We start from the raw sequence: 18,471 nt of genomic DNA on the forward strand, positions 1-18,471 counted from the left end.
CATCAATGCTCTGCACTCTGCAGGATCTCTTTCAGGGCGGTCTGACGATTGCCGGTGTCCTGGCGGCGAACTGCCATTGCCAAGGCCTTGCGGGTGCCGACCAGGACCGCAAGTTTTCGAGCCCGGGTCAGACCGGTGTAGATCAGATTGCGGTAAAGCATCTTGAAGTGCTGCGTCAGCACCGGAATAATCACCGCAGCAAACTCACTCCCCTGGGATTTGTGGATGGTGATGGCATAGGCCAGATCGAGTTCGACAATATCGTCCTTCTGATATTCCACCTCCCGGCCGTCGGGGAAAAAGGAGATCATCATAGTCAGATTCCGGCTGTCAATCGACTGAATAATGCCGATATCACCGTTGAAAACCTGGAGGTCGTAATTGTTCCTCCGATGAATGACCCTGTCGCCACTGCGATAGATGCGCTCACCCACCTGGATCTGGGCCTTTTCCTGCCCGGCGGGGTTGACGGCCTGCTGAATAACCGTATTCAGATTGGCGGTGCCGAGGGTCCCGCGGGTCATGGGAGAGAGGATCTGAATTTCAGCATCCCTGCCGTAATACCTGGGTATCCACTCCCGATAGAGCTGCACCACCGACTGCACCGCGGTCAGACCATAATGCAGAGTCGACCATGGATGCACCTTTTTCAGCAACGCCTTCAGCTCCTCCACCGCATCGCCGGCCCGGCAGAGTCGCTCCAGATCGACATGTCTGAATTTGGCGGGCACTTCAAATTCACTTTCATAGGCCGAGGATATCACTTCCGATGTACGGAATTCATAGGGCGTCTCACCGCTATTTAACCCCTCCAGCCGGCTGATACCGAGGTTGACGCCGCGTTTCATCCGGCCGACAAAGCTCAGCTGCTCGTTGGTGGCCTGCTCGGAATCGAGAAAAAGACAGTCGGTGTTGTCTTTCCAGATCTGCGGATACTTGAAAGGGGATTCGATTCTGGGAATCTCGCCGCGGTTAATCTGGTGGGCGTATTCAACGATGAACGATTCCTTGGCCTGTCGGAACACCTCGGTCAGATGGAAACAGGGGATTTTTCCGGAATCGATGATATCACGCAGAACATTGCCCGCTCCGACCGAGGGCAACTGGTCGGCATCGCCGATAAAAAGCACGTTGCAGTCCTCGGGGACAGCCTTCAGCAGCGAAGCCGTCAGGGAGATATCGAGCATGGAACACTCATCGACAATCAGAAAATCACTCTCCAGAGGCTGTTCTTCATTGCGCAGGAAGCTGCCCTGCTGCCACTCGAGCAGCCGGTGCAGGGTCTTGGCCTGACGACCGATGACCTCGCCCATACGCTGCGCGGCCCTGCCGGTCGGAGCAGCAAGCAGGACCTTCTTTTTCATGGACTCGAGCAGCCGTACAATCACCAGGGTGGTAGTGGTTTTGCCGCAGCCCGGACCTCCGGTAAGAACGGAAAAGGGACAGCCGACGATGGCGGCAACGGCGGCCGCCTGTTCGCCGCTGAGTTGCAGGTCGTACTTTGTGCAATAGCGTTCAATCCACTGTTTCATCCGGACGTCTTCTTCAGGGGGGCGCCCGGTGAGCCGGTGCAGGCGGGCAGCCACCGTCAACTCGTCGTAGTAGAGGGTCTTGGAATAGTAGCAGATTAACTCCCCTCCCTCACCACTGCCCAGCATTCGCAAGCGAAGCTGGTTGTCATCCTCCATGAGCTTGAGCACCGTATCAAGGCGCTCCGCCAGTTTTATTTCCAGCAGTTTTTCCACCTCTTCACCGATCTGCTCGCGGGTAAGATAGCAATGCCCCTGCTCTCTGCTCGATGCCAGCACGTGCCGGATCGCAGCCATAATCCTCTCTTCACTGTCTTTGGCCAGGCCTATGCTGAGCGCCACCTCATCCGCTGAAAAGAAGCCGATGCCGTAAAAATCCCGGGCCAGCCGGTAGGGATCTTCGCTGACCATGGTAATAGCCCGATCTCCATATCTTTTATAGATGCGCACCGCAAAGAGTGTTGAAATGCCATGGCCCTGCAGAAAGATCATCACCTCACGGATCATGCGGTGTTCATACCAGGCCTCCTTGATCATCGTCAGCTTTCCGGAGGCTATACCCGGAACTTCAGTGAGCCTCTCTATCTGCTCTTCAAAAACCGTAAGAGTGTCATGACCAAAATGTCGAACTATTCTCCCTGCTGTTTTCGGACCGACGCCCTTGATAAGCCCGGAACCCAGATATTTTTCCAGGGCGCCGACGGAGGCCGGCTTTTTTTCAAGGGCATTGATTGCCTTGAACTGCCTGCCAAACTGAGGATGGACGGTCCAGGAGCCATGAAATTCCATGGTAGCCCCGGCAAAAACCGTGGTCTGATGAACCGTCACCGTCACCGGATCCCCCGGATTGGCATAAGACTGCACCTTGAGCACCGACCAGCCGTTCTCCGGATTATGATAGGTGACGCGCTGGACGATGCCCTTCAATGTTTCAGTGATAAATGTCATCAGGTCTGCGTGGAAATTCTTTGCTGCCGCCTGAATATCAGAAAACAGATGGCGAATCAGGTCGGGTATGGGAATTATTGGTAATTGCCGGTCTGGTACTCTTCTCCCTTCAGCGATTTATATATTTCCTCTATTGTTTGCCGGCCATAGATTTTCTCCAGACGCAGGATAATAAAATGCCCACGGGCCATATTCTGGAAATGATCAATGAACAGACTGTTAATCACCGCTCCGCCTACTGCTCCGAGAAGCGGCAGTGACTGGGCCGCCATCTTTTCGGTGACCTGCAGGCCGAAGCGTGAAGAAATCTGCGAGATGACCCTGACCAGAGCGGGTGCGGATTTCTCGGACAGCCCCTTTGCCGCAATATACTGTACGGCATCATTGATGGTTTTGGCAAGCCCCGCTCTGACGGCAAAATACCCGGTTTCAGCGCCATCGTCTGCCTCGCTCGGCCCACCCAGAGCAAACACCTCGAGACAGGCGACTTTTACCGCCGCATCCTCCAGATCGTGCAGTTCACTGCGGGCAATGTCGGCAATAGACCGCAGCATTACCGTAGTTGAAGCGGGCAGCTCGACGCTTAACGCGGGTAGTCCCCAGAAACCGCCGGCGGCACCCAGCCCGGCGGCCATAAATTTATGCAGGGTGTTGGCGGCCTGCCTGGTATTTTTTCTCCTCAAGGTCAGCAGGGCCGAGTTTACCGCGATTTCAAGAGCCCTCTGCGTGCTTCGATGAACAACATCGGTCCAGTTCCGTGGCAGCAGGTCGAAGGCCTTTTCTATCGGAGTGCCTACAGCATTGGTAATCTTCACGGCAAGGCCCGGATTCTCCAACAGTGTCCGTGCATATAACAGATCGTCAAGATCCTGAGGTGATAATTCCGTCATCACTTTCCTCCTTGTAATTTCCGCCGGGGAATCCATATTTTTCTGAAAAGAGACAGTATCATCACTGTACTTTAATCCATAACGGCACTAACGCCAAAAGGAAGAACCGCCACACTAGATAATAAAAACCTGCTGATCCGGGATAAACATCCACAAGTTGGCCAATCTTTTCCTTTAAATACAAACCATAACCGGCTATGTTTTGCCGGAAGATCCTACCGTCTCTATTTAAACCATAAACGATTATCTCGAAAAAGAGATACCACGAACTCGGGAGAAAGATGAAGGGAAACAAACGATTTGCGGATAATCTTGATGTTTTAAAAGACATTTATGAAAAGAGAATGCCCTTCAACAGGCTTTTGGACATTGAAATAATCCGTCTTGAGTTGGAGGAAGTCCAGGTTCGTATCGACATGCGGCAGGAGCTGATCGGTAACTTTGTCCGTGAAATCCTCCACGGCGGCGCTATTTCCTCAGTGCTCGACCTCACCGGCGGGCTTATCGTTTCCGTCAAGCTTCTCAAGCAACTTGAAAATGAAAACGACGAGGAGATAGCACGTTGTATGGCACGACTCGGTACCATTGATCTTCGCGTTGACTACCTCAGAGCCGGTAAGGGTGAATATTTTATTGCCTCCGGTTCCCTCCTGCGCCAGGGCAACAGGGTGGCGGTCACCCGCACCGAACTTCACAACGACAAGAAGTTGCTGATTGCTGCGGGTACCTCGACATACCAGATCGGTTGAGATAACCGCAACTGCTGGGTTCCGGATCGTGGTCCGGAATGACGGGTATGTGGCAGCACCCATCTCCATTCCACGGACGTCATTCCATGCCTGATGCGGAATGCATACAATGTTTCAAAGACAAGGCCTCCGCCTACACCTTAAACAGCGGTATCGGAGAGGGACAAATCTCATTCATCTCCGCCAGATCTTTTGCAGCGCAATACCCCTTGGAAGCGTAGCCCAACTTCAGTCCCTTCAAGGTGATGACCTGAAGATGGGTATGGTAAAACCAGTTGCCGTTTTCATGAAAATCACCAATTTCCGCAAAAGCCTGCCCCGCAGGGAGAATTTTCCCTGCCGGCGGCAGACTCTCTCGCCGCAGATGACCGTAAAAACTGTAGAAGGGCTCGAAATAGGGGCTTTCATGGCGGAGAAGGACGAAGCTACCGTAGTTACCCTCTCCGCTCTCATAACCGCTTTCGGCGACAACACCATCAAGCGGGGTATGAAGGGGGGTCCCCAAACCGACGATAATGTCCAAACCGAGATGGATGAAGCGTCCCTCTTCCACCATCTGGGGACAATCCGCCAGCAGGGTATCCCTGTTTTCCAGATAGGCTGCCACCCCCCAACTGTACTCCGCCCCCATCTTTTCCTCAAGAATCTGTTGAAAACTCCGCTGATCGCGCATATCGACGCCTGAGAGAAGGCTGCTTCGAGGGGAAAGATCGGCAATAAATGGATCACCCCGTAGATTATGAAAGATCGGCTGATACTCGACCCTGCGGCTATACAACATAAATGGATAATGCATAGGCCCTCCCGGCGCCAAAGTTATCTTAATAAATCAAGGTGCTACGAAAGAGCAAAATCCGTAGTTTTCAAGAGTCCCGTAATCGGCACCACAGGTTTGCCGTCATTGTCTTCCCTGACACCTTCCGGCCATTCAAAATCGGCCGACATTCCTTTGAAGTAGTCAAGATCGTAGGGCAGCAGCTTCAGGGAGAGGTCTTCGCCATCCCCGATGATCGTAGAGGCCATACCGAAGTCGACTTCGCCCAGCAAGGTGTGAACGATATAGCGGGGTACTTCACGGCCGCTGCCGTCCCTGCGCACCCGTGTGGCAATGTCGATAACATCATAGAGTGCCACCGGATTTTCACTGTTCCAGCGGTTCTGCACATCCAGCCCGGCGACATAGAGATGATGAAATTCAATGCCCGCCTGGCGACAGTGGTAGGCGAGAAGATGTATGGTTTCCGGGGTATCGTTGATCCGTCCCAGCAGCGGGGTGTTGTTGTATACCGTGATACCTTTGTTTCTAAGGAGTCGGGCCAGACGGCCATGCTCTTCGGTGAATTCCTCCGCCACCAGAAAATGAGTTTCGATTTCCAGCCGTTTGGGGTTGACCAGGGTGAGCTTGTTCAGACCGGCGAGCCTGTCGATCACCTCAGCTGTATACAACTGCGGCTCATAATTAAATTTAAGGCTGCGCAGACGAATGGCGTTCACATGAGGTATGTCATCGAGAACTTTAACGATTCTGTCAATCTGATAGAGAGAATCGACCGCATCGGTTTCCGAGATGATCACTACATCGGTGATGCGCTCATCGCCACGGATATAATAGAGATCCTCCTCCGTGCACTCGGTATCGACTTCGACCCTGGTCTCATGGACGCGTGACAGGTTAAAGGATCTGGTATCGACCAGCGAAGGCGAGAGCTTCCTCTCCTCCCTCATCATTTCCAGAACCGCCTCGGTGCTCTCCGGCTGAGTCATGCCGCCGCCGAAACGCAGCGGGCGTGAACCGAGAAAGAGCGAGTCGTCACCGATCTTGGCCATATACTGGATATCGATGGTGCCCTCCTCATTGACCCGTATATTTTCAAGCTCATTGGCTATCGGAGCGAACTCCTTGAAATAGTCGGGATTGTAGGGACTGCGGATCCAGATGAAATTGTCGTTTTCCTCCACCGGCTCTACTGCCCAACCGCTGATATTCCAGTCCATCTTGCCGATCGGCGTGGCCGTACAGATCCTGGGGATGACCCGGTCGGAGAGATGAGCCCGAAGGTAGCTACCCATCTCCAGTCCTTTCGAAATGGGTGACCAATAAATGCTGTTGCCGTGGATCGGACTGCAGGGGATATAGATATAATGGAGTTCAGCGCCGGCACCGCGCAGCAGACTGAAAAGCCGGACCAGTTCGGGCCCCTGGTCGTTGCAGTCTTTGAGGAAGGGTGTCTGCACATAAACGACTATGCCGCTTTTCACCAGCTCCGAGATGATCATCAGGCATTGCGGCGAAATTTCATCGGGATGGATGAAGTGGGTGGCGATCTCCATGCGCTTGCCGCGTTCCTGCAGCTCCAGGTTTTTGCGCTTCAGATAGTTGAGCATCGAGGCATCATCGGCGAGAAACAAATGGGGGTAATAAGCGATGGAGCGGGTGGCCAGGCGCAGCGTCTGCACATGTTCGACCTCCATCAGCCCGTCGATTGCGCTCGCTATATTTTCCCGGTTCATGAAAGGATCGCCGCCGGTGATGACTATCTCTTTTATAGCCGGTGAGTTGGCCACATGTTCGATGGCCGTACGGACATCCTCGGCGCTCGGATTTTGCTGGTTTCTCTCCTCCTTATGCTTGCGGAAACAGAACCTGCAGTAGACGGGGCAGGCCATATTGAGCAGGAAAATGACCCGATTCAGATACATCTGCTCAAGTAGTCCCTGGTGAAATTGACCGATCCAGGTATTGGTATGGCCAATGGTATCAAGCTCTTCTACAAAAGGGAGATATTGATACGCTACACTGCCGGAGACCCGCATCTGACGAATAGTATGCATCGACAACCGCACCGGATAGGTATCGATCACCTTCTGCATGTCGGCATGATCGGACTTTTTGATCCTGATATTGGCAACCTTCTCCAGCTGCTCGGTGTTCTTGATGGATATAAATCTGTTTCCGGGCAGAACCACCTCAAGAATGGCCATCAACAGCAGGTGGGGCATTTCAATATCACCGACAACGATCTTCTTGGTACCGTCGGCTTTGCCCAGCTGCGCCAGGAGATCAGTGAAAAATCCCTGAGGATCGTCCGCGTATCCGCAAGCTTCAAGCAGCCTCTCCCGTTTAGTCAGACCATCGCCGATCTGAATTACTTCGAAAAAGGAACGGTCAATGAGGGGCCTTACCCCCAGTTGTTCCAAGAAACCGGTAAGAGCGGCGGTAAGGTCCGTAAGGGAAGCTTCGTTTTTTTCCCCGGAATTTGCATAATCAATTTCCAACATCGTCTCATTTTCAGACATCCTCGTTCTCCCAATATAAGAGGATAATAAAACATAGAGCCGTCAAAACACACTTCTGCTGATTATGACCGATCAGGGAGGTATTCAACAGCTACCAAAATATACATATTTCAGAGCCAGGTAAAAAAAACTCTCCTCTCCTCTCATTCCGCTTCACCTGGAGAAACAAACAACTGAAATTAATAAACAAAAACAAATTCCCCAAATTATAAAAACGGGAAGCATCCGGAATTTCACCAGATTATTATTTGACATTCTCCTCAAAATCTGCAATTTTAACTATTATAGTAATAACTTTCCCATTATAGTATGACAGATAATAATTCATCCCAAAACGGAATGTCAAAAGGAAAATACTATTTTTCCAAATCATTGGAAAAGGGCTTGAGAATACTGTCTCTTTTCAAGAATGACACCCCTGTGTTAACCCAGAGCGAAATCGCCAAGACTCTGGATCTCAATATGACATCCACCTACCGTTACATCAACACCCTGGTAGAGATGGGATATTTGGAAAAAGATCGAAAAACCAAGGAGATTCGGCCGTCGACCCAGTGTCTGCTGCTGTGCATCAACCTGATGCAGGCCACCGATAACCTCAAAATGATCAAGGATGTCGTCGACCGGCTCCACCGGGAAAACAATATCAGCATCGATGTCGCCTATGCGGTAGATGATACCCTGGTACGTCTCTACCACAGGGAGGCGGAGGAGGCCCTGACTTTCAGCCTGCCGGAATTTTCAACAAACTGTCTGCACAACACGGCCCTGGGCAAGGCCTATCTTTCCAGCCTGCCGGACCACATCATCGCTGAAAAAATTGAGCGGATGGATCTGGTTGCCAAAACGGCAAACACCATCCGCGATAAAGATACACTGCTCAAAGAAATAGAAATTACCAGAAAGCGCGGATTCGCCATGCAGGTGGAAGAGTATCTGCCCGGCGTGCTGGCTATTGCCGCACCGCTGTATGACCCCATAAACGCAACGTCGGTGGGTGCGGTATCTTTTGATTTTTCAGTACTGCAGCACACCGCGGAGAGCATCATGGCTCAATACGGAGATATGGTCAGGGAAACAGCCGCCCAACTCTCTCAGCTGCTTCCCTCTGCAAAAATTTAGTGCCGGGCCTGCGGGACATTATTTCCAATGGTCAGGACTGATTTGCTGCACATTTTACATGCATATGGGACACGGTTTAAATACGGGACACGGTTTAAATACTTAAAAACGCACTTCAACCTCTGATCGACAGCTATGAAAACCAAAAGTTGGAAACCCTGGGCACTCCTGGCCCCTTCCATGAGCGCAGTCTTTTTTCTTCTCGTCATCCCCGTCTGTTTCGTTGTGGTATACAGCTTCTGGCTGCGCGCCCCGAGCGGCGCCGACATCCCGGCTTTCCAGTTTGGCAATTACGCTAAATTCTTCGAAGATTTTTTTTATCCCAAAATACTGTTCCGCACCATCAGAATTGCCTTTGAAACCGTTTTTCTCTGCGTGATCATGGGCTACATCCCGGCCTATTTTTTCTACCGGAGCACCAGTCGGTACAAACAGATTTATCTTCTGCTGATCATGCTGCCCTTCTGGATAAGCTTCATTATCCGGACCATGAGCTGGATTAACATTATGGGCGATTCCGGTCTTATCAACCATTTCCTCATAAAGATCGGGCTGCTGGAAACTCCTATCTCCATGCTCTATAATGAGTTTACCGTGCTGATGGGGTTGATCATGTACCTGCTGCCCTTTATGGTGCTCAACATCTACGTCAGCCTCGAAGGCATCGACAAGAGCCTGCTCGAGGCCGCCCGTTCCATGGGCTGTACCGAATGGCAGGCCTTCCGCGAAGTCACTCTGCCTCTGAGCCTGCCCGGCCTCAGCGCCGGCTGTCTCCTGGTCTTTGTGCTGACGGCGGGGACTTATCTACCGCCCATGATCCTTGGCGGGCCCGGCAACGACATGATCGCCAACCTTATTTTCAAACGGGTCGTGGGCACTCTGGACTGGCCCTTCGGCTCCGCCATCAGTGTGATCCTGCTGTCACTGCTGTTTGTGATTGTCTGGACCTACAATCGTTACCTGGGTATCAACCAGATTTTCAAAAGCTTTCAGGGAAAATAACCCATGCGACATTCAATTGGATGGTCACTCATCAGGTTCTACACCATACTGGTCTACATCTTCATGTTCACGCCCATCGTGGTTGTCATTGTTTTGTCATTCAACCCCAAGCAGTTCGGAATCTTCCCGATGGATGGGGTCAGCCTGCGCTGGTTCATTAAACTCGCCCAGAACGACTCGATCATCGACGCCTTTAAAAATTCACTGATCCTGGGATCACTCACCGCCATTATCTCAACCGCCATCGGCATACTTGCGGCACTGGCTTTTATCCGTTTTGACTTCCCCGGCAAAAACACCATCAATACCCTGCTGCTCTCTCCTATCATGATTCCCGAGGTGGTGCTGGGCGTGGCTCTGCTCCTTTTTTTGCGCTATCTGCAGCAACCAAAAAGCTTCGCCCTGCTGCTCATGGGTCATGTGGTTCTGACCCTGCCTTATGTACTGCTCATTGTTCAGGCACGTCTGGTCGGCATCAAAAAAGAATATGAGGAGGCTGCACGGTCACTGGGGGCCAACGGCTTTCAGACCTTCAGGGAAGTCACTTTCCCCTTGCTGCTGCCCGCCATTCTGGCCGGAGCCCTCTTTGCCTTTACGATTTCATTCGACGATATCACCGCCACGCTTTTCTGGGCGACGGCGGAGAACCAGACCGTACCGGTCAAGATATTCAGTATGCTGAGAAATTCGATCAGCCCCGAAATCAACGCCCTTGGTACGGTAATGATCGTGCTGACAGTCTCCACGCCGCTGCTGGCTGGATATCTGTCACGCAGATTTTCCAAGTTTAAGGAGTGAACAGGTTGCAATAGCGCCGGAATAATCAGGGATTGACGGTTTCCGGACCACTCCGGAACAACTCGGTTTCGGCAATCACAGAGGATGGATTCAAAGTCACATTGTAACTATTCAGGTTGATCCGCATTATTTGGCCAACCACCGGTCTGTAACTGTTTAGCAGTACGCCATATGTCCATAAGCAGGGCGGTTAGCCATACATCGGGTATGCTGCTGAAGAGTTACGTCACATTAAACACAACAGGGAGGAGAACACATGTCAATCGTTACCAAGGAAAAATTGGATCGTGTCTATGATGCCTACAAAAGCGGTAATCTCAGCCGCCGAGACTTTCTCAAATACCTTACCATGGCAGGCGCCACCATCGGCCTGATGGGAAGTCCTTTCGGCAAGATGCTCGGCAATGCCCAGGCAGCGGAATCCATCAGATTCGACGGCTGGGGTGGAAGTACCTCAGAGGCATTCCGCAAATACGCCTTTGAGCCCTTCACCGAAGCTACCGGCATCAAGGTAATCGACGGCGAGTTCGGTGACATGGACTCGTATCTCACCAGGGTCAAGGCCTCTTATCCACCGGGCGGTGAATTTAATATCGCCCACCTCAGTGCCGTCTTCGATTACGCCCGTTATGTCGATCTGGGATTCTCCACGGAACTGGACGAGGCGAAAATCCCCAACCTGGATCTGGTGATGAAAGCCATGATCAAGCCGCTACGCGATATTACCGGCGGCACTCTGTCTGCTGTCCCCTATGATCTCGGTCAGACAGGCATCGCCTACAACACCACCAAGATAAGCAAGGAAAAGGCTGAAAAAATGGGCGCCTCCCTGCTCTGGGACAAGGAACTCAAAGGCAAGCTGGGCAGCTGGGGCGGCGACTTCAGGACCAATATGTGGTATGCCGCGCTGCACACCGGTCAAAGTCCAAACAACATGACCGATATCGATGCCATCTGGGCAGCCCTGCGTGAACAGCGCGATCTGATGAAAAAATACTGGAGCTCAGGAGCCGAACTCATGAGTCTGCTGGCCAACGAGGAAATCTACGCCACCTCCGCCTGGTCCGGCAGGATCGCCGCTCTGCAGCAGGAAGGACATCCCATCGGCTACCTCTCTCCGAAAGGCACCTACTCCTGGATGGAATATCTTTTTGTGCTCAAGGGGACAGACCTTGAAGTTGCTCAGCAGCTGCTTAACTTCATGCTCGAGCCGGAAGCCGCCATCGCCGTGGCCGAGGGACAGAACTATCCGCCGAGCCTCGATCCCACCAAGGTTGAATTGCCGGAGAGTATCAAGAAACTTCCGGCCTTTGATCCAACCGGTACACTGGAAGGGTATCTTTTCGCCGAACCTGAATACTGGAATGCGCACCAGTTGGAATGGACGGAAAAATGGGACCGCATCAAGGCAGGCAGCTGATTAACCACAACCCGGGCGTATTGATTTTTTCCATCACCCAAAAAATCAATACGCCGCAGCACAGCAGCACGGGCCGGGCATGGGAGCCCGGCCAGGTTATCGTATAATTTGGAACATGGAGAAAAGGACAGTGGCAACCGGCAAGAAACAGCCTATTGTGGAATTCAGAGGCATAATGAAACGGTTCGACAATATCGTCGCCGTTGAAAAGATGGATTTTGATATCGAGGAAGGCAGCCTGGTAACCCTGCTAGGACCTTCCGGCTGCGGCAAGACTACACTGCTGCGCATGGTGGCTGGTCTTGAGGATCCCACCGAGGGCGATATCTTCATCAAGGGAAAACGGATCAACGATACTCCGATCCATAAGCGCAATCTCGGCATGATCTTTCAGAACTATGCTCTTTTTCCCCATAAGAACATCTTTGACAATGTGGCCTTCGGCCTGAAATACCGCAATGTATCAAAGGATGAGATCCGGGAAAAGGTGGCCAGAGCTTTGGAAATGGTCCGCCTTCCCAACGTGGAAAATCGTATGCCCAGCCAACTCTCCGGCGGCCAGCAGCAGCGTATTGCCATGGCGCGCGCCATTGTCATCGAACCGGATGTCCTGCTCATGGACGAGCCGCTCTCAGCTCTTGACGAAAATCTGCGCGAAGAGATGCGCCGAGAGGTCGACAACCTCCAGGAACTGCTGGGCGTGACCACCATATTCGTCACCCACGATCAGCGCGAAGCCCTGTCCATGTCCGACAAAATCCTGGTGATGAAAGAGGGGCGCAAACAGCAGGAAGGCGATCCGCAGACGGTGTACAACGAACCGATCAATCATTTTGTCGCCGATTTCCTGGGGCACTCCAACTTTATCAAAGGCGAGATTGTCGAGGTTGAAAAAGAGCATGTCCGGGTCAAGATTGAAACAGGCGACCTGCTTATCGCCGACAACAAAAATATGTTCAGCCAGGGAGATCGGGTTGAGTTGGTGGTCCGGGCGCAGCGCTTCGATCTTTACCCCATGGAGGAGTTTGACGCTACTGAAGGAATGAATGCCTTCGAGGGCAAGATCAAGGATCGCAGCTATATGGGCGGTGAGGTCAGCTATTTTATCGAACTCGGCGGCGGTCGGGAGATCCATATCATCAGTATGATGAGAACCAGAATCTATAATGTCGGGGAGAAGGTCAGTGTCGAGGTAGCACCGCACCATTGCCATCTCATTCCCATTGAATGAAGCGGATCTTTACTGTAGAATTGCATTAAACCTGAAAACAGACATTATCGTTTTCAGGTTTTTCGTTTTTAAGTATTCTCCACTTTCTTTCTCCACCATAAGGGGACAACGATGCTCAACCTGGAGCAGGCCGTGCAGGGATTTACCGGCCGTTATTCAAATTTTCTGCGGACCATCGACTCGCACACCCAGGGCGAGCCGACCCGGCTACTGCTCGGCGGCGTCGATCTGCCGGGAAAAACCATCGCCGAAAAACGGGATATTTTCGCTGCCCGCCACAACAATATACGTATGCTGCTGACCTGCGAACCCCGTGGCCACCGCGACATGTTTGCTGCCATGGTCACCGAGCCGGTCAGCCCGGAAGCGCTGTTCGGGCTGATCTATATGGACGCCAGGCGCTTTCCCTATCTCTGCGGTCATGCCACTATCGGTGCGGTCACAACGCTGGTGGAAACGGGAGCCATCGAGGTGGATAACGGCGACACGGTTATCACTATCGATACTCCCTCCGGTCCCTTGCAGGCCCATGCCCATATCCGCGACGGCCGGGTCGAGTCCGTCGGCCTGGAGATGGTGCCCTCCTTTGTCTCCCAGACCGGCAGCCTCCTGTACATCCCCGAGTTCGGTGAGATCAGCATCGATCTTGTCTATGTCGGCGGCTTCTTTGCCATGGTGTCGGCGGCCGACATCGGCATCGATCTTATTCCCGCCAACAGCAACAAACTCATCTCCCTGGGCATGGAGATAATCGAGGCGGCCAACCGCACGCTTGAAGTCCGCCATCCTCAGCGGCCCGAGGTCAAGACCGTTGACGTTGTCGAATTCTATGCCGAGGACGGCAAAGGCGGCGAAGGACGCGGCACCAGCGTGGTCATCTACGGGCAGTCGCATATGGACCGCTCGCCCTGCGGCACCGGTACCACCGCCAAAATGACCTTGCTCCACCATAAGGGCAAACTGAAACCCGGGCAGGTTTACCGAAACAGCAGCCCGCTGGGCACGGTTTTCGAAGGTGAGATAATCCGGCTGGAGAAGATCGGCAATTTCGAGGGCATCGTGGCCCTGGTCAGGGGAAGCGCGGTGATGACCGGATCCCATCAGTTTGTCATCGATCCGCAGGATCCTTTTCCGGAGGGTTTCCTGCTGTGAGCGACATGAAGAGGACATATCCTGCTCCTGAAATCATTCTCTACAACGGTTTCTTTGCCGACAGGGACACCGCCGCGCCCATCATCGCCGGAGCACAGGCATTGGCCATTGGCCGCGGCCGCATCATGGCCATTGGCTCTAACGACGACATTCTGCCTCTGGCTTCAGCGGACACCGAAAAAATCGATCTTGGCGGCAGGCTGACGGTGCCGGGCTTCATCGATACCCATATCCACTTCTACGAATGGTCTTTCAAGCGCCGCGACCTCCAACTCGAAGGTCTTGGCTGTCTGGACAACCTGCTTGACATGGTGCGGCGGAAAGGAGAGCAACTCCCCTCAGATCAATGGATCATGGGCCAGGGCTGGAACGAGACCGACTGGAGCGAGCCGGTGATGCCCAGCCGCACCACACTGGATAAAGCCGCCCCCAATCATCCGGTGTTGTTATGGCGCTGCGATCTTCACCTGGCGGTGGCCAACTCCAGAGCCCTCCAGCTTGCCGGTATTGACGCCTCCACGGCCGATCCCCCCGAGGGCAGGATCGAGCGGGATGGGGCTGGTGAGCCCACCGGAGTATTGCGCGAGCTTGCCATCAACCTGCTGCGCAAATCCGTAGAACCTCCAGGTTCAGCCCAAGTGCTGGATGCATTCAGAGAAGGTGCAAGAGCTTTGCACAAAGTGGGCATCACCGGAATCCACGATGTCCGGTTGATGGAGGACAGCGACGGCGCCAGGGCTTTGCAGGGTTTTCAGAAACTCGACGAGCAGGGGGGGCTCGAGCTGCGCAGTTGGGTCACTCTACCCGGACACCAGCTCGATAATATTATCGGACTCGGCCTGCGCAGCGGCTTCGGAGGCGACAAGCTGCGCCTCGGCCATGTCAAGTTTTTCTCGGATGGCGGCATGGGTGCCCGCACCGCCTGGATGATCGATCCTTTCCTCGATGCCGGATGCGGCATGCCGATGCTGGACATGGACGAACTGTCCAGGGACATCGCCAAAGCCGAGGCTGCCGGCCTGGCGGTAATGGTACATGCCGTGGGCGACCGCGCCAACCGGGAACTGATCGATATTTTTGAGAAACTGCAGGCAAACCGCGGAAATGGAGACAGGCCTGTATACCCGCACCGCATCGAACATGTGCAGATGATCCGGCCCGAGGATGCCCGGCGGCTTGAAAACCTCGATCTGGCCCTGTGCGTCACTCCCTGCAACATGGTCCTCGACTTCAACCTTATCGACCAGGCGGTCGGCGAAAAGGGCAAATGGACCTATGCCTTCCGCCGCCTCATGGACACCGGTGCGCCGGTGATGTTCAGCTCCGACTGTCCGGTGTGCCTTCCGGCACCGCTGCCGGCCATTCATGCCGCGGTCACCCGGCAGCGGCTCGACGGAACCCCTGCCGAGGGCTGGCATGCCGGGGAAAGGGTTAATGTCGCCGAAGCACTGAATGGTTTTACTGCGGTGCCTGCGATGGTGCATAAGGCTGACGATCTGGGTGTTATCGCTCCAGGCATGAAGGCCGATCTGGCCGTTCTCAGCAACAATATCTTAGCTGAACCGCCGGAGCATATTGCTGAGACTTCTGTGGATATGACCATCTTTGAAGGCCGGGTTGTACATCGGCTGTTTTAGTACTCGGAATACTGCAGTTTTATGTCAGCACGCTCCATACAGTAACTATTATGGATTCCGGATCGGGGTCCGGAATGACGGTAGAAAAGTAGTGCCGGGGGATAGGGAAAGGATAGTTTTTCATAAGTGCGTCTAAGTACAGGATTGTCAGGCTGACATCACCTCACAAAAGCCTCTAAATACATGCAGACTACCGTCCTTCCAGCCTGCCGCCCTTACCAACTCCCCTTATTCTCCATAGACGCCCAGGGTTCCTGCACCGGCAGTCTTTCTCCCTCCTGCAGAAATTCAATAGAGATCTGGTCCGGAGTACGGATAAAAGCCATATGGCCGTCACGCGGCGGACGGAGAATGGTAACGCCTTTATCCATCAGCATCTGACAGTAATCATAGATATTTTCCACACTGAATGCCAAGTGGCCGAAGTTGTCCCCCACGCTGTACGGTGTTTCCTGGTCCCAGTTGTAGGTCAATTCGACCTCAGGTTCACCGGGAGCGGTTGCCAGATAGACCAGGGTAAAGCGGCCTTTTTCATACTCATTCCTTCGTGTTTCGGTCAATCCGAGGATATCGGTGAAAAAGGCAACCGACTGCTCAAGATCCTTTACCCGGACCATGGTGTGTAAAAATTTCATGTTTTCTCCTTTTTTTGCTGTTAGTTAATATTCATAGGCGTTCCGGAATGCGGAACGGTATACGGAATCACGGTAGTGGAGATTTACGGTGTCGGCAGTGACCGGTACGACAACTCCACCACAGGAACCTCCCACATATCTCCGTGGCATCTGTTTTTAAATTTTTCATCATCGACATCGTCACGGTAGCGCCTGATCATTGCCACAATAGTTATCTCTTCAATGAATTCAAGCCTTGAATCCCAGATATGTTTGGCTTTTTTTGACAAACGAGCCACGGAAACGCCCTCGTTATTAACCAGTTCAAGATGATCGCCGCGCCCCGCAAGGCTTAGCACATCTCCGCAATTCAGCACCGTCAAAGCCCTCCGGATCGCGCTGTTTTCCAGCCTTCTGCCGGCATAATCGATGAATAGATCTTCCATGCCGAGCAGCGCATAGCGGTATGAAGTCCGCTCCTTATTCCCAGAGGGGAGCAGTCTTCTCTCCTGCAGGAATTTACCGGAAAATACCTCCGCATGGGGATTGGTAACCCCATCGATCTTTAAAAGGTGCAGGGTTTCCCGGGCACGGGACATGCCGACATGGACGGCCCCGATCGAATAAATGACATTGCGCTTATTTACCTCAATATCGAAGAGCAGACATTTTTTCAGAAAATTGTGACAATCATCGCTCATCGATTTCTTTTTCACTCTTTTTCCACACGGACCCGCTTCATACTGCGTACCTCATTCCGATCAAGGGAGACAACCAGGCCGCGCCTTCCTGTATAGATAATTGTCTTATCGCTAATCTCGGCATTATCGACGGAGATCCAGCCACCGCTATGCAGCTCTATCTCGTAGCGGTAGAGGACCGGCTCGGCAGCCCCTTCACCGTCCCTGTTTTCTGCCTGCCGGCTGTTGTTGCGCAGCACTTCTTCCATAGCCTGCCGGACCTGCCCGACGCTGAAAACTCGGTCATTCTCCTGCGGCTGCCAGGCAGATCCGCTTTCATGGCTTTGTGCCGGATCCTGATTCCGTGTCGAAAAAGAGGAATACACCATCCTCCCTGGTTCCGTAAACAGCAGCACTGCTCCACCGACTAAGGGCGGTAAAAGTGCCGCACAGGCCCATTTCAGCTTCGGGTGATCACAGCCTTTTTTACTGTCCGGCCCATCTTCCGTCCCCGCCCGCGAGCGTATATTGCCGTGCAACTCCTTACCGTCAATCAGCATAATCCTATTGGCCCTGGCGAAGGCGAGTGCGTCTTTGCTGAATTTACCTGAAGTAACCACTATTCCACCGCTGGCCTGCTCTGCCGTCACTACACCAAACAGCTCCCGGATAATCTTTACCCCGATTGTATCGACTCTCCACTGTTTGCACTGGATAAGAAATTTTTCCCTGTCCTTGACGGCAATCAGACCATAACCGCCGTCTGCTCCTTTTCCCGTTTCTTCAACTCTGAAGCCCAGACGCTGGAAATACTGGCCCACCAGAAATTCAAAATCCCGCCAGGGCATGTCATTCAAACTCTCCGCCGAGCTGCGGCGCGAAGCTGCCTTAAAGAGGTTTTTGCGTTTCCGTTTCTGCAGCACGGATAGTAACGCCCCCAGCAGAAACAGCAGCGGCAGGATGTATTGGCCAAAGGCGGCAAGTGCACGGAAAGCCCCGAGATAAACGCCGTTAATGAGATCATCAAGGCCTGATGCAGGAGACAACGGCTGCAGAGAATAGTGGTGCAGCAGCAGGTAGGACAGCAGGGCGCAACCCACTCCCAGCCACCACGGCAGTTTGGCAGCAAGAAAAAGCATATCATCAAGGATATTTTTACGGGACATCGGCTATCTCCTGGCAGCTTCAAAATCGGCTTTCCAAACCATTACCACTGCTCCTCGATAATATCAATATATCAGTCAGGTTATGGTGATGGATTCGTAAAAATGCTTATCGCAGAATCGATCTCAATTTGAGCACACCGATTTTTATTGCACCAACACGGAGAGTGATGCTAACAATGATGAGAACGCAAAAAGCCTGCCGCTGCCCCGTTTCCGGCATCCCAGGATCAAGATTT

The 18,471-nt window shown here is 53.0% G+C and carries 15 protein-coding genes; 8 read left to right on the forward strand and 7 right to left on the reverse strand.

From position 1 onward, the window contains the following. Positions 1-2: 2 nt before the first annotated feature. Both recD2 and JWG88_RS19315 read right to left on the reverse strand, forming a co-directional pair. Positions 3-2,477, reverse strand: a complete 2,475-nt coding sequence (recD2, locus tag JWG88_RS19310; RefSeq protein ID WP_205235434.1) for an SF1B family DNA helicase RecD2 — start codon at positions 2,475-2,477, stop codon at positions 3-5. 74 nt (positions 2,478-2,551) lie between these two features. Beyond that, complete coding sequence (locus JWG88_RS19315; RefSeq protein ID WP_205235435.1) at positions 2,552-3,367, reverse strand: EcsC family protein; 816 nt, start codon at positions 3,365-3,367, stop codon at positions 2,552-2,554. Positions 3,368-3,648: 281 nt separating this feature from the next. Here JWG88_RS19315 and JWG88_RS19320 point away from each other — a divergent pair, with 281 nt between their 5' ends. Then, the gene (locus JWG88_RS19320; protein ID WP_205235436.1) at positions 3,649-4,116 is read left to right on the forward strand and encodes a thioesterase family protein; all 468 of its coding nucleotides are present in this window, start codon (positions 3,649-3,651) and stop codon (positions 4,114-4,116) included. Between the two features lie 133 nt (positions 4,117-4,249). On the opposite strand, the gene JWG88_RS19325 is transcribed toward JWG88_RS19320, so the two are convergent. Together JWG88_RS19325 and JWG88_RS19330 are read right to left on the reverse strand one after the other, a co-directional pair. Next, positions 4,250-4,912 (reverse strand): peptidoglycan DD-metalloendopeptidase family protein, encoded by a 663-nt coding sequence (locus JWG88_RS19325; RefSeq protein WP_205235437.1) that lies wholly within the window; start codon positions 4,910-4,912, stop codon positions 4,250-4,252. 41 nt (positions 4,913-4,953) lie between these two features. Further along, the gene (locus tag JWG88_RS19330; RefSeq protein WP_205235438.1) at positions 4,954-7,413 is read right to left on the reverse strand and encodes a radical SAM protein; all 2,460 of its coding nucleotides are present in this window, start codon (positions 7,411-7,413) and stop codon (positions 4,954-4,956) included. Positions 7,414-7,752: 339 nt separating this feature from the next. Here JWG88_RS19330 and JWG88_RS19335 point away from each other — a divergent pair, with 339 nt between their 5' ends. The 7 genes from JWG88_RS19335 (at position 7,753) to JWG88_RS19365 (ending at position 15,775) form a co-directional block, all read left to right on the forward strand. Then, positions 7,753-8,535, forward strand: a complete 783-nt coding sequence (locus JWG88_RS19335) for an IclR family transcriptional regulator (protein ID WP_205235439.1) — start codon at positions 7,753-7,755, stop codon at positions 8,533-8,535. Positions 8,536-8,670: 135 nt separating this feature from the next. Then, a complete protein-coding gene (locus tag JWG88_RS19340; protein ID WP_205235440.1) occupies positions 8,671-9,537 on the forward strand; it encodes an ABC transporter permease in 867 nt (288 codons plus the stop codon). A gap of 3 nt (positions 9,538-9,540) precedes the next feature. Beyond that, complete coding sequence (locus JWG88_RS19345; RefSeq protein ID WP_205235441.1) at positions 9,541-10,335, forward strand: ABC transporter permease; 795 nt, start codon at positions 9,541-9,543, stop codon at positions 10,333-10,335. 256 nt (positions 10,336-10,591) lie between these two features. After that, on the forward strand, positions 10,592-11,755 hold the full coding sequence (locus tag JWG88_RS19350; RefSeq protein WP_205235442.1) for an extracellular solute-binding protein: 1,164 nt from the start codon (positions 10,592-10,594) through the stop codon (positions 11,753-11,755). A gap of 130 nt (positions 11,756-11,885) precedes the next feature. After that, positions 11,886-12,986 (forward strand): ABC transporter ATP-binding protein, encoded by a 1,101-nt coding sequence (locus JWG88_RS19355; protein ID WP_337833145.1) that lies wholly within the window; start codon positions 11,886-11,888, stop codon positions 12,984-12,986. A 111-nt stretch (positions 12,987-13,097) separates the two neighbouring features. Continuing rightward, entirely contained in the window at positions 13,098-14,138 is a 1,041-nt protein-coding gene (locus JWG88_RS19360; RefSeq protein WP_205235444.1) for a proline racemase family protein, read from the forward strand. A 5-nt stretch (positions 14,139-14,143) separates the two neighbouring features. Beyond that, positions 14,144-15,775 carry an amidohydrolase gene (locus JWG88_RS19365; RefSeq protein ID WP_240194630.1) on the forward strand — a complete coding sequence of 544 codons (1,632 nt, stop codon included), beginning with the start codon at positions 14,144-14,146 and terminating at the stop codon, positions 15,773-15,775. 215 nt (positions 15,776-15,990) lie between these two features. Here the strand turns inward: JWG88_RS19365 and JWG88_RS19370 are convergent, their stop codons facing one another. From JWG88_RS19370 to JWG88_RS19380, 3 genes are all read right to left on the reverse strand, one after another. Then, a complete protein-coding gene (locus JWG88_RS19370) occupies positions 15,991-16,410 on the reverse strand; it encodes a VOC family protein (protein WP_205235446.1) in 420 nt (139 codons plus the stop codon). 83 nt (positions 16,411-16,493) lie between these two features. Next, on the reverse strand, positions 16,494-17,105 hold the full coding sequence (locus tag JWG88_RS19375; protein ID WP_205235447.1) for a hypothetical protein: 612 nt from the start codon (positions 17,103-17,105) through the stop codon (positions 16,494-16,496). Continuing rightward, a complete protein-coding gene (locus JWG88_RS19380; RefSeq protein ID WP_205235448.1) occupies positions 17,102-18,235 on the reverse strand; it encodes a restriction endonuclease in 1,134 nt (377 codons plus the stop codon). Before JWG88_RS19380 ends, JWG88_RS19375 begins: the two co-directional genes overlap by 4 nt. Positions 18,236-18,471 lie beyond the last annotated feature (236 nt).

Origin of the sequence: Desulfopila inferna (assembly GCF_016919005.1) — a bacterium.
Classification (GTDB): Bacteria; Desulfobacterota; Desulfobulbia; order Desulfobulbales; family Desulfocapsaceae; genus Desulfopila_A; species Desulfopila_A inferna.